The following is a 14686-nucleotide window of genomic DNA, read 5'->3' as shown; positions in this document are numbered from 1 at the left end:
GGATGACCCGTTCGCCCCGTTATAAGGGGAGTGGAATTTGTCACCAGCATGGTTTGCAGCCGAACCTGACGGATATGGTGAGCGATCCGGTGCCCCGCCAGACCAGAGGCCGGGCACCAGCAGCCGGATCGTTGACCGTGCGCCTGGGGGAGGCGCGTCGCGAGGCACCGACGGAGGATTCGAGCAACCGTGGATGCGCAAAGCCGTGGGCGGGCCGACGAGATCGACCCCGCAGACCAGTGGGTGCTCAATCCCCGCACCGGCAACTACGAACTGCGACTGGGTGACTCCACAGCGCATCAGCAGCGGCCCACCGTGGCCGCCCCGCGCAGAGCGCCCTCCGCACCCACCGCACCCTCCCCGGGCGTACCCAAGCCGCGGCGCGGCGACGGTCCGCCCGGCGGCCGGCGCGGCGGCCGCTCCCGCAAGGGCGGTGGCGGCGGACGCCGCAAGAAGGCACTGCTCGTCACCAGCGGGACGCTGGCGTTCCTGCTGGTCGGCGGCGCCGCGGCGGCGTACTTCTACTACGACCACCTGAACGGCAACCTCAGCGTCACCGACATCGCGGGCGCGGGCACCGGCGGCTTCAAGAAGGACCAGGCCATCAACATCCTGGTCATCGGCACCGACAAGCGCAGCGGTGCGGGCAACGAGGGCTACGGGGACAAGGACAGCGTCGGCCACGCCGACACCACGATCCTGTTCCACGTCGCCAAGGACCGCTCCAACGCCACCGCGCTGTCCATCCCGCGCGACCTGATCACCAACATCCCGAACTGTCCGACGAAGCAGCCGGACGGCTCGACGAAGGAGATCAAGGGCACGAAGGGCACCCGCTTCAACAACAGCCTGGGTCAGGAGGGCCGTGACGCGGGCTGCACGATGCGCACCGTCAAGGAGCTCACCGGCATAGAGGTCGACAACTTCATGATGGTCGACTTCAACGCCGTGAAGACCCTGAGCACGGCGGTCGGCGGGGTGCCCGTCTGCCTGGACAAGGCCGTCGACGACGAGGACTCCAAGCTCAAGCTGTCGAAGGGCGAGCACCGGCTGTCGGGCGAGGAGGCGCTGGCCTTCGTACGGACCCGGCACGCCTTCGGCAACGAGAGCGACCTGGACCGGATCAAGACCCAGCAGCAGTTCCTCGGTTCGATGATGCGCGAGATGAAGTCGAAGGAAACGCTGACGAGCCCGAAGAAGTTCTTCTCGCTCGCGGAGGCGGCCACCAAGTCGCTGACCGTGGACCAGGGTCTGGGGTCCATCGACAAACTCACCGATCTCGCGGGCGAGTTGAAGGACATCGACCTCAAGAACATCACCTTCACGACCGTGCCGGTACTCGACAACCCGGCCGAGAAGGTCAAGGCCACCGTCGTGGTCGACCAGGCGCTTGCCGATCCGCTGCTGCAGATGATCCGGGGGGACGTCTCGCTCACGGAGGTCGAGAAGAAGGAGCAGGCCGCGAAGGAGGCGGCCGACGCGGACACGAAGGCCAAGCAGGACGCGCTGCTCCAGGGCAACAAGGCGCCCGCGGCGGACGTACGGGTGGACGTGTACAACGGCGGCGGCCCCAAGGGCGCGGCCTCCACCACCCTGAAGTGGCTTCAGGACACCAAGGGCGTACCCAAGGCCAGCAACCTCGGCAACGCCCCCGCGAAGGTCGGTGCCACGCAGCTGGAGTACGCGCCCAACCAGGCCGACCAGGCCAGGGCGCTGGCGGAGATGCTGGGACTCCCGGCCACCGCCATGAAGATGGGGACGGCGGACGCCTCGGCCAAGACGCCGATGAAGCTGACGCTGGGCCCCGACTTCCAGCAGCCGGGCGCCCCGCTGGCGGCGCCGGTTCCGCAGGAGCTGCCCAAGGACGTCCAGCAGGCACAGGCGGACAAGGCGATCTGCGCCAAGTAACGGGGATTGGCCGGTGATACCGGCACGATTTCGACCAATTGGTATTTCGAGGGGGGACGCGTGAGGCACAGCAACGTGCGGGAGGAGGGGGCGACCGCCCAGGCCGCCGACGGCATATCCGGCGGCGGTGCGGACGCACCCGGCACCGTACCCCCACCGCGGGGCGGCCGGGCCGCCAGGCGGGCGGCCGGCCGTCGCACCAGGAAGGGCCGCCGGCGCGTGCTGCGCTGGGTGTCGTCCGTGCTGTCCCTGCTCATACTCGGGACGGCGGCGGGCGGTTACCTCTACTACCGCCACCTGAACGGCAGCATCAAGACGGACCCGCTGAACCTCGGCGAGACCAAACTGGGCGGGTCCAAGCCCAATTCCTTCGGGCAGACCCCGCTGAACATCCTGCTCATCGGCTCCGACGCGCGCAACGACGCGGCGAACCAGGCCCTCGGCGGGGCCACGGAGACCTTCGACGGCCCGCCGCTGGCGGACGTGCAGATGTTGCTGCACCTGTCCGCCGACCGCACCAACATGTCCGTGGTGTCGATGCCGCGCGACACGATGCTGATGATGCCCAAGTGCACCGAGCCGAACGGCAAGGTGCACCCGGCCAGCAAGGGCCTCGTCCAGACGAACGAGTCCCTCCAGCGCGGCGGACCGGGCTGCACGGTCGCCGCCTGGACCGAGCTGACGAAGATCCCCATCGATCACTTCATGATGATCGACTTCAAGGGCGTGGTCTCGATGGCGGACGCCATCGGCGGCGTCCCGGTCTGCGTCGAGCAGAACGTCCACTCCCGCACCCGCACCGGCGAGGGCTCCGGCCTGAAGCTGGAGAAGGGCGAGACCAAGATCCAGGGCGAGACGGCCCTGCAGTGGCTGCGCACCCGCTACGGGTTCGAGGACGGCACCGACATCGCCCGTACCCACGCCCAGCACCAGTACATGAACTCCATGGCCCGCGAGTTCCGCAAGAACGCCAAGCTCACCAACCCGGTGAAGCTCAACAGCCTTGCGCAGGCGGCCATCGACGCCATGGTCGTGGACCCCGGCCTGAACAAGATCGACAAGCTGTACGACCTCAGCATGGAGCTCAAGAAGGTCCCGCCGGGGCGGATCACCATGACCACCATGCCGTGGGTCTACAGCACGAAGCCCGGCATGAACGGACGGGTGGAGCCCCTGGCGGGCGAGGCCGAGGACCTGTTCCGGATGGTCCGCGAGGACATCGCGCTCGACGGCAAGGGCTCCGGCACCCCGGCGGCCGGCGCCTCCCCCTCGCCGGGCTCCCCCGCGACGCCCTCCGCCCCGGCCCAGCCGACCACCGCCGCGACCACCGCACCTGCCTCGTCGCCCGCGAAGATCGCGGTCTCCGTCCGCAACGCCACCGGCGGCAAGGACGGCGCCGAGGCCAAGGTCAAGCTCCGCGCGACCGACGTCGCCACGCTGCTGAACGGCAAGGGCTTCGCCAAGGCCACCGCCGACACCCAGACGGGGGCCGAGGACGCCACGGTGGTCCGCTTCGCCACCGACGCTCAGGCGGCCGACGCCGCTGCCGTCGCCACCGCGCTCGGCCTGCCCGCCACCGCGTTGCAGAAGACCGACGAGGTCTCCGGGATCGTCCTGTTCGTCGGCAAGGACTGGCGGACCGGCAACGCGCCGACCCCGCCGCCGCCCGCCCCGACGGTGGCCCCGACGTCCGCCCACGCGCTCAACGGCGACAACGACAAGGCCTGCATGCCGATCCAGGAGGGCTTCACCTGGTAGCGCGTACGCACAAGGGGCCCGGCGGGGCGGCTGTCCGGATCACAGCCGCCCCGCCGGGCCCCTTCGTACGTCTCAGACCTGCGAGGCGTCCCGGTGCACGGCCGGGCGGCGGGTCGCGATGAGCTTGTTCGCGAGCGAGCGCGGGCTCGTCAGGAAGCCGTAGCCCCAGCACAGGTGCATCGTGGCCAGGGCGACGGGGATCTGCGCCCGGGCCTTGAGGGAGCGGCCCTTGCCCGCCGGGATGGAGCCCACGGCGATCGCCGCGAGGTAGCCGGCCGGGACGGCGAAGCCGAGCGGGGTGACGGCCGCACCCACGACCACGCCCGCCGCGATCGCGCAGACCAGGGTCGGCGGGGCCAGGTAGCGCACGTTGATGGAGCCCGCGTGGTAGCGGGCCACCACGTGGCGCCACCGCCCGTAGTCCTTGTACTGCTTGGCCAGGGCCTTCACGGAACGGCGCGGGCGGTACTGGACCTTCAGCTCCGGGGAGAACCAGATCAGGCCGCCGGCCTCGCGGATGCGGAAGTTCAGCTCCCAGTCCTGGGCGCGGATGAACTCCTCGTTGTAGCCGCCCTGCTGCTCCAGCGCCTCGCGGCGGAAGACACCGAGGTACACGGTCTCGGCCGGTCCCGCCTGGCCACCGGTGTGGAACGGCGCGTTGCCGACACCGATCTTCGAGGTCATCGCGGCGGCGACGGCCTCTTCCCAGGCGTTCTGGCCTTCGGCGTGCATGATCCCGCCGACGTTCTGCGCACCGGTCTCCTCCAGGAGGCGCACCGCGGTGGCGATGTAGTTCGGCGAGAGCATGCCGTGGCCGTCGACGCGTACCACGATCGGGTGACGTGAGGCCTTGATGGCGGCATTGAGGGCCGCCGGGGTCCGGCCCGTGGGGTTCGGAACGGTGTGGACTCGGGAATCCTCGGCGACGAGCTCGGCGGCGATCTCGTCGGTGCGGTCCGTGGACGGCCCCAGCGCGATCACCACCTCCATCTCGCCCGCGTACTCCTGTTCCAGGATGTGGCGGACGGAGTCGCGGAGGTAGTGCTCCTCGTTGAGCACCGGCATGATCACCGAGACTGCGGGCTGCTGGGCGGGCATGTGGTCCTTCAAGGTCGGGTATCGGTGTCACGTTACCGCGTACGGGGGAACCGGGTGCGCGCCGAGTGAGCGGTACGGACAGAGGCTGATCGTATGGGCCTACTGTTCTGACAAATCAGATCCATGCCGATCGTCCCCCTGCTGTCCCCGCGGAGGTGTCCACCGTGCCCCAGCCGCACCGTCCCACCCGTCCCGCCAGGCCGCCCCAGCCGCAGCGCGTACGGCGCGGCGGTGCGGGCGGCGGTCCGGCCCGGCGCCGGGGCGACAGACCCAGGTGGGGGGTGCGGATCGCGACCGGACTGTCGGTGGTGGTGCTGGGCTGCGGGGCCGTCGGGCATGCCGTGATGACCGGGCTGGACACCGGGATCGAGCGGGTGGACCCGTTCAAGGACATGAAGAACCGCCCGCAGGCCGGGCACGGCCTGAACTTCCTGCTGGTCGGCACCGACGGCCGGGAGAAGATCAGTCCGGAGGAGAAGCGCGAGTACCGCCTGGGCGGGGCGCCCTGCCACTGCACCGACACCATCATGCTCGTGCACCTGTCGGCGGACCGGGAGCGGGCGAGCGTCATCAGCCTGCCCCGCGACAGCTACGCGGAGGTGCCCGCCCACCAGGACCTCGTCACCGGGAAGGCGCACAAGGCGCACCCCGTGAAGCTGAACGCCGCCTACGCGGAGGGCGGGCCCAACCTGACCGTGCGGACCGTCGAGAACATGACCCGGGTGAAGATCGACCACTACCTGGAGGTCGACTTCACCAGCTTCATGAAGACGGTGGACGCGATCGGCGGGGTGGACATCTGCACCGCCAAGACCATGCGCGACCCGAACACCGGCCTCGACCTGCTGCCCGGCACCCACCGCCTGACCGGCGGACAGGCCCTGCAGTACGTGCGCTCGCGCCATATCGACGGGGCCTCCGACCTGGGCCGGATGCAGCGCCAGCAGCGGTTCGTCGCCGCCCTGATCAAGCAGGCGACCAGCGGCGGGGTGCTGCTCAACCCGGTGAAGTTCAAGCAGGTCAGCTCCACGCTGCTCGGCTCGGTCCGGGCCGACACGGGCTTCGGCTCGGAGCAGATGCTGGCGCTCGGGCAGGCGATGCGGGACTTCACCCCCTCCTCCTCGGAGTTCGCCTCCGTGCCGGTCGGCGACCCCTCGTTCCCGGTCAAGAGCATCGGCTCCACCGTGAAGTGGGACGAGCCGAAGGCCGCCAAGCTGTTCGAGGCGCTCCGCCAGGACCGGCCGCTCGCCCCGGCCCGGCCCGGGAAGACCGCGGGCCGGGCCGCGGCGGTGCCCGTGGACGTGCCCCCGCAGCAGGTCCGGGTCCAGGTGGAGAACGGAACCCGGATCGACGGGCTGGGCGGCCGGGTGGACGCGGCCCTGCGCGCCACCGGCTTCGACACCACCCGGGCCCCGGGCAACGGCGCCGGCCGCGACGTCAGGCGCACGGTGATCACGTACGACCCGCGCTGGGACCGCTCCGCCCGGTCGGTGGCGGCCGCGCTGCCCGGCAGCGAGCTGCGGGCGGTGGCGCGCCAGGGCCGGACGGTGGTGGTGATCGCGGGCTCGGACTACCGCAAGGTGGTGCCGGTGCGTGCGGAGGATCCGTACCAGGGCACCTTCGGGGTGCTCACGGGCGACGAGGTGACCTGCGGGCAGTGAGCCGGCACCGGGGCGGCTGCCGGACGGGTGCCGGTCAGCCGTGGGTCATTCGTCGAAGCCCTGGGCGGCCCGCTCCTCGCGCAGGGCCATGATCGCCTGGCGGCGGGCGAGCCGGTGCGTGCGGCGGATCTGGGCCTCCTGGTAGCGCCGCTCGTCCTGCTCGGTCTCCGGCAGCACGGGCGGGACCCGGCGGGGCTTGCCGTCGGCGTCCACGGCCGCGAAGACCAGGTAGGCGCTGCCGACCTGGGTGGCGGGGGTGGACTCGTTCCACCGCTCCGCGAGGACCCGTACGCCGATCTCCATGGAGGAGCGGCCCGTCCAGTTGCACTGGGCCTTCACGTGCACAAGGTCACCGACCCGTACGGGGGCGAGAAAGACCATCTCGTCCATGGAGGCGGTGACCGCGGGGCCACCGGAGTGCCGCCCGGCCACGGCCCCGGCCGCGTCGTCCACCAGCTTCATGATCACGCCGCCGTGCACCGTGCCGAGGAGGTTGGTGTCGTTGGCCGTCATGATGTGGCTGAGGGTCGTACGGGAGGCCGCGGTCGGCTTCCCGGGCAGCTCGCCCGGTATCTCTGTCATACGGACACCTTAGATGCGTTGTGGAGGCATCAGCTCTGCAACAGGACCGGCACGGAAGTCCCCCCGGGCTGTCGGACGACACGCCCGGGCAGGCATCCTAGGGCGCATGAATGACTGGCCTGAAGGTCGTGACGACGGGTACGGGCGCGGCAGCGCGGGAGCGCAGCCCGAGGGCGCGCAGCGGATGCGGCATGTCCAGCGGCAGCAGCCCCCGCGCCCGGCGGTACCGCCGCCCGCCCGGCGGCCCGGGCCGCCGCCCGCACCCGGTGTGCCCCCGCAGCAGGCGCAGGGCCACGACACGTACGGCGGCTACGACAGCGGCTACAACACCGGCCAGGTCTACGGGAACCCCTCGGGCCCCGGCGGTCCCGGCGGCCCCGCGCAGCCGCCCTCGGGGCCCGGCCGCCCCGGGCGGGCGCCCGGACCGGCCCCGGACTGGCGCAAGCGGATCAAGATCGGTTCGATCGTGCTGGTCTCCGCGCTGGTGGTGACCACGGTCTCCACCTACTTCTGGGCGGACTCCAAGGTGCGCCGCGAGGTCGACCTGTCCAAGGTCATCGAGCGCCCGAAGGAGGGCGACTGCACGACGTACCTGATCGTGGGCTCCGACAGCCGCGAGGGCATGTCCGACGAGGAGAAGAAGAAGCTCCACACGGGCTCGGCCGAGGGCAAGCGGACCGACTCGATGATGATCCTGGCGAAGTGCTCCAGCGGGAACACGATGATCTCGCTGCCGCGCGACTCGGACGTGGAGATCCCGTCCTTCGTCGGCTCCCAGTCGGGCAAGAAGTTCCCCGCGCAGGGGCGCCGGGTCAAGCTCAACGCGGCGTACGCGGAGGACGGCCCCGAGCTGCTGGTGCGCACGGTGGAGCACAACACCGGCCTGCGGATCGACCACTACGCGGAGATCGGCTTCGCCGGCTTCGCGAACATCGTGGACGCGCTGGGCGGGGTGGAGCTGGACATCGAGGAGGGCTTCAAGGACGAGAAGTCGGGCGCCGACTTCAAGGCGGGCAAGCAGACCCTGAACGGCGAGCAGTCGCTGGCCTTCGTACGGACCCGGTACGCCTTCGCCGAGTCGGACCTGCAGCGGACGAAGAACCAGCAGAAGTTCCTGTCCGCGCTGGCCAGCCAGGCGGCGACCCCGTCCACGGTCCTCAACCCGTTCGAGCTCTACCCGCTGCTGGGCGCGGGCCTGGACACCCTCATCGTGGACAAGGACATGGGCCTGTACGACATGGGTCAGATGTTCTTCGCGATGAAGGGCGTCAACGGCGGTGACGGCGTCTCGATGAACATGCCGATCTCCGGGCAGCGCGGCGGCAACCTCGTCTGGGACAAGGCGAAGGTGCAGCAGCTGGTGAAGCAGATCCAGAACGACGAGAAGGTCACCGTCCGCGGCAACTGACGGCGACCGCGCCCGCCTCCCCGGATCACGTCTCCCCGGATCACGCGTCCGGGGAGAAGCGGGTCAGGCGTCCGGGGAGAAGCGGATGGCGGCGTCGGGCAGCTGGGCTCCGCACCATACCCGGGCGCCCGCGCGGAGCTCGTTGTCGGCCCCCACGACGGCGTCGTCGCCGATGACGGCGCCGTCGAGCACGGTCCGCGCGCCCACCGAGGCGCGCGCGCCGATCAGCCCGGCGCTCACCTGCGCGTCGGCGCCGATGACGGCGCCCTCCAGCACGATGGAGCCCTGGACGACCGCGCCCGCCTCGATCCGGGCGCCGGCGCCGACGACCGTGCCTCCCGACAGCTTGGCCCCGGGCGCCACCTGGGCGCCGGGCAGTACGAGGGACTCGCCGCGGCGGCCGGGGACGGCCGGGGAGGAGACCACGCCGCGGACCAGGTCGGCGGAGGCCTGGACGATGGCCTCGGGCTTGCCCAGGTCCATCCAGTAGGTGTTCTCGGTGACGCCGTGCAGCGTGGCGCCGGACGCCAGCAGGCCGGGGAAGGTCTCGCGCTCGACGGAGACCGGGCGGCCCGCCGGGATCGAGTCGATCACGCTGCGGCGGAAGACGTAGCAGCCGGCGTTGATCTGGTCGGTGATGATCTCCTCGGGGGTCTGCGGCTTCTCGGTGAAGGCCAGCACCCGCCCCTCGGAGTCGGTGGGGACCAGACCGAAGGCGCGCGGGTCCTCCACCCGCACCAGGTGCAGGGAGACGTCGGCGTCGGCCGCTTTGTGGGATTCGACGAGGCCGGCGATGTCCAGGCCGGTGAGGATGTCCCCGTTGAAGACGAGGACGGCGGAGTCCGGGCCTCCGGTGAGCAGCCGGGCTGCGTTGCGGATGGCGCCGCCGGTGCCGAGCGGCTCGTCCTCGACGACGTACTCCAGGTGGACGCCGAACTCGGATCCGTCGCCGAAGTAGGGCTCGAAGACCTCGGCGAGATAGCAGGTGGCCATCACGATGTGCGTGACACCGGCGGCGGCGGCACGGGCTATCTGGTGGGCGAGGAACGGGACGCCTGCGGTCGGAACCATCGGCTTCGGCGTGTTCACCGTCACGGGACGCAGCCGCGTCCCCTGTCCGCCGACCAGCAGGATCGCTTCCGTCATTGCGTTCTCCCCAACCGACTCCGGCGTACGAAGGTCCAAATTTAGCCCATCCGAGTGGCACCCAAGGGCCTGAGGTGGAGTAACGCACACCAGCGCACACCCGTACAGCCGTAGTGCCCGGCGTGTCCCCAAATGACCGGGCCGCCCCGTCGATCTTGACTCCTACGATCCTTCGCGCGGGTCCCCGGACGCTCGCCGGCCGGGAACGGACCGTGACCATCCTCCGGCACCCCCAGAAGGAGTCGTCCGCATGCTCACCTCGATCACCGGTCTCCGCAGAAGACTCGGCCTGACCTGCACGGCGACCGCAGCGGCCGTGGCGCTCGTGGTCGCCGGGCCGGGCGCGGCGCTGGGGGCGCCGGGCGACCTGGACCCGACGTTCGGCGCGGGCGACGGGATCGTCATCACCGACCTCGCCTACTACGAGGACAGCCCGGACATGGTGCTCCAGCCCGACGGCAAGATCCTCACCGTCGGGACCCTGACACCGGCCGAGGGCGGCGACAGCGCCTTCTCGCTGCTCCGCTACAACGCGGACGGATCCCCGGACACCACCTTCGGCGACGGCGGCGCGGTGGCGACGACCATCAGCTCCGGTGACTCGGGCCAGGCGCTGACGCTCCAGCCGGACGGGAAGATCGTCGTGGCCGGCTCCAGCATCGTCGAGCAGAACGGCATCGCCTGGGGCCAGTTCACCCTGCTGCGCTACCTCCCGAACGGCACCCTGGACACGACCTTCGGCAACGCCGGCCGGGTGTTCCCGGACTTCGGCCAAGGCTCCTCGGGGGCCGCGGTGCGGGTGCTGGGCAACGGCAGGATCCTCGCCGCCGGAGGGGCCCAGGGCGGCTTCGCGCTGGCGCGCCTGATGCCCGACGGCAGCCTGGACAACACCTTCGGCGGCGGGGACGGCCGGGTGACGAGCCCATTCGCGGTCGGCGGCGCATCGGTCCAGGACCTGGCGCTGCAGTCCGACGGAACCATCGTCGCCGTGGGCACGGCGGGGTACGTGCCCCCCGCCTACAGCACCGACGTGGTCATGGCCCGCTACACCCCGGACGGCAGCCCGGACACCGGCTTCGACGGCGACGGGCAGCTGCTCCTCGACTGGGGAACCGCGATCGACGCCGCGAACGGCGTGGTGCTGCAGCCGGACAGCAAGATCGTCGTGTCCGGCTACAGCTCCGAGGGCTTCACGACGGCCCGCTTCAACACCAACGGCACCCCGGACACCACCTTCGGCGGTGACGGCCGGGTGGGCACCACCTTCGAGGCCGGTTCCGGCACCGCCAATGACGTGGCACTCCAGTCCGACGGCAAGATCGTCGCCGCCGGAGGCGGGGCCGGAACCGGGGACCCCCACGACTTCGCGGTGGTCCGGTACAACACCGACGGCAGCCTGGACAGCACCTTCAGCGGCGACGGCAAGGTGACGACCGACGTGGGCCCGTTCTACGAGGACGACTGGGAGCAGGGCCAGGCCCTCGTCATCCAGCCCGACGGAAAGCTCGTCGTGGCCGGCGTCACGGAGGACGGCACCGCGCGCGGTGTGATCCGTTACGAGGTCTCGGGAACCACCCCGCCCCCGGCGACCGCGGACCTGCTGGTGACGAAGACGGGCACCCCCGCCACGGTCGCCCTGGGTGACACGGTGACCTACACCGTGAAGGTGACCAACAAGTCCGCGTCGACCGCGACGGCGACCGGGGTCCAGCTGACCGACTCCCTCACCGGCACCGGTAACGGCACGATCCTCTCCGCCACCACCAGCCAGGGCAGCTGCACCAACACCCCGTCCCAGGCCACCTGCGCCCTCGGCAGCCTCGCCCCCAACACCACGGCCACGGTGACGATCACCGCCGAGCCCTCACGCGTGGGCGCCCTCACCGACACGGCGACGGCGAGCGCCACCCAGAGCGACCCGGTCCCCGCGGACAACACGGCGAGCGCCGCCACCACCGTCAACAACACCCGCGGCTGCACGATCACCGGCACCAGCGGCAACGACACGATCAACGGCACGTTCTCCAACGAGGTCATCTGCGCCCTCAGCGGCAACGACACCGTCAACGCGGGCTTCGGCAACGACACCGTTCACGCCGGACCCGGCAACGACCGCGTCGACGGGGGCTACGGAGACGACACCCTGTTCGGCGGCCCCGGGAGCGACAACCTGATCGGCAACTTCGGCAACGACCGCCTCAACACCGTCGACGGCGTCCCCGCCAACGACACCGCGAACGGCGGCTACAACACCGACACGTGCACCACGGACACGGGCGACACCAGGGTCAGCTGCCCCTGACCCCCGGACACGCGAACGACCCCCGGCGGCATGCCGGGGGTCGTTCGCGTATCAGTGGTGCGGGCCGGGCCGGTTACGGCAGGTTGCGGGCCATGACGATCCGCTGGACCTGGTTCGTGCCTTCGTAGATCTGCGTGATCTTCGCGTCGCGCATCATGCGCTCCACCGGGTAGTCACGGGTGTAGCCGTAGCCGCCGAGGAGCTGGACGGCGTCGGTGGTGACCTCCATGGCCACGTCGGAGGCGAAGCACTTGGCCGCGGCGCCGAAGAAGGTGAGGTCTTCCTTGTCGCCACCGGCGGAAACGCGCTCCGACTTGGCGGCCGCCGCGTACGTCAGCTGGCGGGCGGCCTCGATCTTCATGGCCATGTCCGCGAGCATGAACTGCACGCCCTGGAAGTCGCCGATCGGCTTGCCGAACTGCTTGCGCTCCTGGACGTAGCCCTTGGCGTAGTCCAGGGCGCCCTGCGCGATGCCGAGCGCCTGGGCGGCGATCGTGATGCGGGTGTGGTCGAGGGTCTTCATCGCGGTGGCGAATCCGGTGCCCTCGGCGCCGATCATGCGGTCCGCCGGGATGCGGACGTTGTCGAGGTAGACCTCGCGCGTCGGGGAGCCCTTGATGCCGAGCTTCTTCTCGGGCGCACCGAAGGAGACGCCCTCGTCCGACTTCTCGACCACGAAGGCGGAGATGCCCTTGGAGCGCTTCTCCGGGTCGGTGACGGCCATCACCGTGTAGTACTCGGAGACGCCCGCGTTGGTGATCCAGCGCTTGACGCCGTTGAGCACCCAGAAGTCCCCGTCGCGCACGGCGCGGGTCTTCATGCCGGCGGCGTCGGAGCCCGCGTCCGGCTCGGAGAGCGCGTACGAGAACATCGCGTCGCCCTTGGCCAGCGGGCCGAGGTACTTGGCCTTGAGCTCCTCGGAACCGGAGAGGATCACCGGGAGCGAGCCGAGCTTGTTCACGGCCGGGATGAGGGAGGAGGAGGCGCAGACGCGGGCCACTTCCTCGATCACGATCACGGTGGCGAGGGCGTCGGCGCCCGCGCCGCCGTAGGTCTCGGGCACGTGGACGGCGTGCAGGTCGCTGGCGACCAGGGCGTCGAGGGCCTCCTGCGGGAAGCGGGACTCCTCGTCGACCGCGGCGGCGAACGGCAGGATCTTCGCCTCGGCGAGCGAGCGGACCGACTCGCGGAGCATGTCGTGCTCCTCGGCCGGGCGGTACAGGTCGAAGTCGGCAGAACCCGCCAAGATCTCTCACTCCCCAGGGTGATGCGTGATGCTAACTACCGTTAAGTAACCCAAGCTTAGTGTCCGGTGCGCGGATGGCGGTATGGACGGCCTACGTGAGTTGCGTGACAGAGGGGTCACCTGCCGGAGAACGTCCCCCGTGACGGGCCCGACTATGCTCAGTGGCCGCAAACGGCCCGCACCCCCTGGAGCACCCATGGCCCCCCTCAGGATCACTGTGATCGGCACCGGATACCTCGGCGCGACGCACGCCGCGGCGATGGCGGAGCTGGGGTTCGAGGTGCTGGGGCTGGACGTGGTGCCCGAGAAGATCGAGATGCTGGCGTCGGGCCGGGTGCCGATGTACGAGCCCGGGCTGGAGGAGCTGCTGTCCTCGCACGTGGCCGGGCTGCCGGGCTCCACGGGGCGGCTGCGGTTCACGACCTCGTGGGAGGAGGTCGGGGAATTCGGCGACGTGCACTTCGTGTGCGTGAACACTCCGCAGAAGCACGGCGAGTACGCGTGTGACATGTCCTACGTCGACTCCGCGATGGCCTCGCTGGCCCCGCACCTGACGCGGCCGGTGCTGGTGGTCGGCAAGTCCACCGTGCCGGTGGGCTCGGCGCAGCGGCTGGCCGCGAAGCTCGCGGAGCTGGCGCCGGCGGGCGCGGAGGTGGAGCTGGCCTGGAACCCGGAGTTCCTGCGGGAGGGCTTCGCGGTGCAGGACACCCTGCACCCCGACCGGATCGTGATCGGCGTACAGGGCGAGCGCGGCGAGAAGCTGCTGCGGGAGGTGTACGAGACGCCGATGTCGGAGGGAACCCCGCTGGTGGTCACCGACTTCCCGACCGCCGAGCTGGTGAAGACCGCCGCGAACTCCTTCCTGGCCACCAAGATCTCCTTCATCAACGCGATGGCGGAGGTGTGCGAGGCCGCGGGCGGTGACGTGGTCAAGCTGGCGGAGGCCATCGGCTACGACGACCGGATCGGCGCGAAGTTCCTGCGGGCCGGGATCGGCTTCGGCGGCGGCTGCCTGCCGAAGGACATCCGGGCCTTCATGGCCCGCGCTGGCGAGCTGGGCGCGGACCAGGCGCTGACCTTCCTGCGGGAGGTCGACTCGATCAACATGCGGCGCCGCGGGCACATGGTGGAGCTGGCCCGCGACGCCGTCGGCGGCTCGTTCCTCGGCAAGCGGGTCGCGGTGCTCGGAGCCACCTTCAAGCCGGACTCCGACGACGTCCGCGACTCGCCCGCGCTGAACGTGGCCGGGCAGATCCACCTCCAGGGCGGCCAGGTCACCGTCTACGACCCCAAGGGCATGGACAACGCCCGGCGCGTGTTCCCGACGCTGGGGTACGCGGACTCCGCGCTGGAGGCGGCCCGGGGGGCGGAGGTCGTCCTCCACCTCACCGAGTGGCGCGAGTTCCGCGACCTGGATCCGGCGGAGCTGGGGGGCGTCGTCACGGACCGCCTCTTGCTGGACGGCCGCAATGCGCTTGACCCGGCCGTCTGGCGTGCGGCTGGCTGGACCTACCGGGCCATGGGCCGCCCGCGGGCCTGAACCGTGGCCCTGCCGGGCCGGGTGGGTGCGGCGCCGT

10 protein-coding genes are annotated in these 14686 nt (G+C 70.8%); 6 read left to right on the top strand and 4 right to left on the bottom strand.

From position 1 onward, the window contains the following. Window positions 1-189: 189 nt before the first annotated feature. Together JIW86_RS24630 and JIW86_RS24625 are read left to right on the top strand one after the other, a co-directional pair. Window positions 190-1908, top strand: a complete 1719-nt coding sequence (locus tag JIW86_RS24630; protein WP_257556065.1) for an LCP family protein — start codon at window positions 190-192, stop codon at window positions 1906-1908. A 60-nt stretch (window positions 1909-1968) separates the two neighbouring features. After that, window positions 1969-3666, top strand: a complete 1698-nt coding sequence (locus JIW86_RS24625) for an LCP family protein (RefSeq protein ID WP_257556064.1) — start codon at window positions 1969-1971, stop codon at window positions 3664-3666. Window positions 3667-3738: 72 nt separating this feature from the next. Here JIW86_RS24625 and JIW86_RS24620 read toward each other — a convergent pair whose 3' ends face one another. Then, window positions 3739-4764, bottom strand: coding sequence for a glycosyltransferase family 2 protein (locus tag JIW86_RS24620; protein ID WP_215139409.1), 1026 nt, complete (start codon window positions 4762-4764; stop codon window positions 3739-3741). Between the two features lie 281 nt (window positions 4765-5045). Here JIW86_RS24620 and JIW86_RS24615 point away from each other — a divergent pair, with 281 nt between their 5' ends. Then, window positions 5046-6425 carry an LCP family protein gene (locus tag JIW86_RS24615; RefSeq protein ID WP_257556063.1) on the top strand — a complete coding sequence of 460 codons (1380 nt, stop codon included), beginning with the start codon at window positions 5046-5048 and terminating at the stop codon, window positions 6423-6425. 45 nt (window positions 6426-6470) lie between these two features. On the opposite strand, the gene JIW86_RS24610 is transcribed toward JIW86_RS24615, so the two are convergent. Beyond that, window positions 6471-7007 (bottom strand): acyl-CoA thioesterase, encoded by a 537-nt coding sequence (locus JIW86_RS24610; protein ID WP_215139411.1) that lies wholly within the window; start codon window positions 7005-7007, stop codon window positions 6471-6473. 106 nt (window positions 7008-7113) lie between these two features. On the opposite strand from JIW86_RS24610, the gene JIW86_RS24605 reads away from it, so the two are divergent. After that, a complete protein-coding gene (locus tag JIW86_RS24605; RefSeq protein WP_215139412.1) occupies window positions 7114-8415 on the top strand; it encodes an LCP family protein in 1302 nt (433 codons plus the stop codon). Window positions 8416-8478: 63 nt separating this feature from the next. On the opposite strand, the gene JIW86_RS24600 is transcribed toward JIW86_RS24605, so the two are convergent. Next, window positions 8479-9561, bottom strand: a complete 1083-nt coding sequence (locus JIW86_RS24600) for a nucleotidyltransferase family protein (RefSeq protein WP_215139413.1) — start codon at window positions 9559-9561, stop codon at window positions 8479-8481. A 250-nt stretch (window positions 9562-9811) separates the two neighbouring features. Here JIW86_RS24600 and JIW86_RS24595 point away from each other — a divergent pair, with 250 nt between their 5' ends. Next, complete coding sequence (locus JIW86_RS24595) at window positions 9812-11863, top strand: calcium-binding protein (protein WP_257556062.1); 2052 nt, start codon at window positions 9812-9814, stop codon at window positions 11861-11863. Window positions 11864-11936: 73 nt separating this feature from the next. Here JIW86_RS24595 and JIW86_RS24590 read toward each other — a convergent pair whose 3' ends face one another. Further along, window positions 11937-13109, bottom strand: a complete 1173-nt coding sequence (locus JIW86_RS24590) for an acyl-CoA dehydrogenase family protein (RefSeq protein ID WP_215139415.1) — start codon at window positions 13107-13109, stop codon at window positions 11937-11939. Window positions 13110-13305: 196 nt separating this feature from the next. On the opposite strand from JIW86_RS24590, the gene JIW86_RS24585 reads away from it, so the two are divergent. Beyond that, window positions 13306-14649: a UDP-glucose dehydrogenase family protein gene (locus JIW86_RS24585; RefSeq protein WP_215139416.1), complete on the top strand. Its 1344-nt coding sequence runs from the start codon at window positions 13306-13308 to the stop codon at window positions 14647-14649. Window positions 14650-14686 lie beyond the last annotated feature (37 nt).

The sequence above is a fragment of the Streptomyces sp. NBC_00162 genome, assembly GCF_024611995.1.
Classification (GTDB): Bacteria; Actinomycetota; Actinomycetes; order Streptomycetales; family Streptomycetaceae; genus Streptomyces.
Note: the sequence above shows the minus strand (reverse complement) of the source record. Positions and strands in the feature narration are given on the sequence as shown.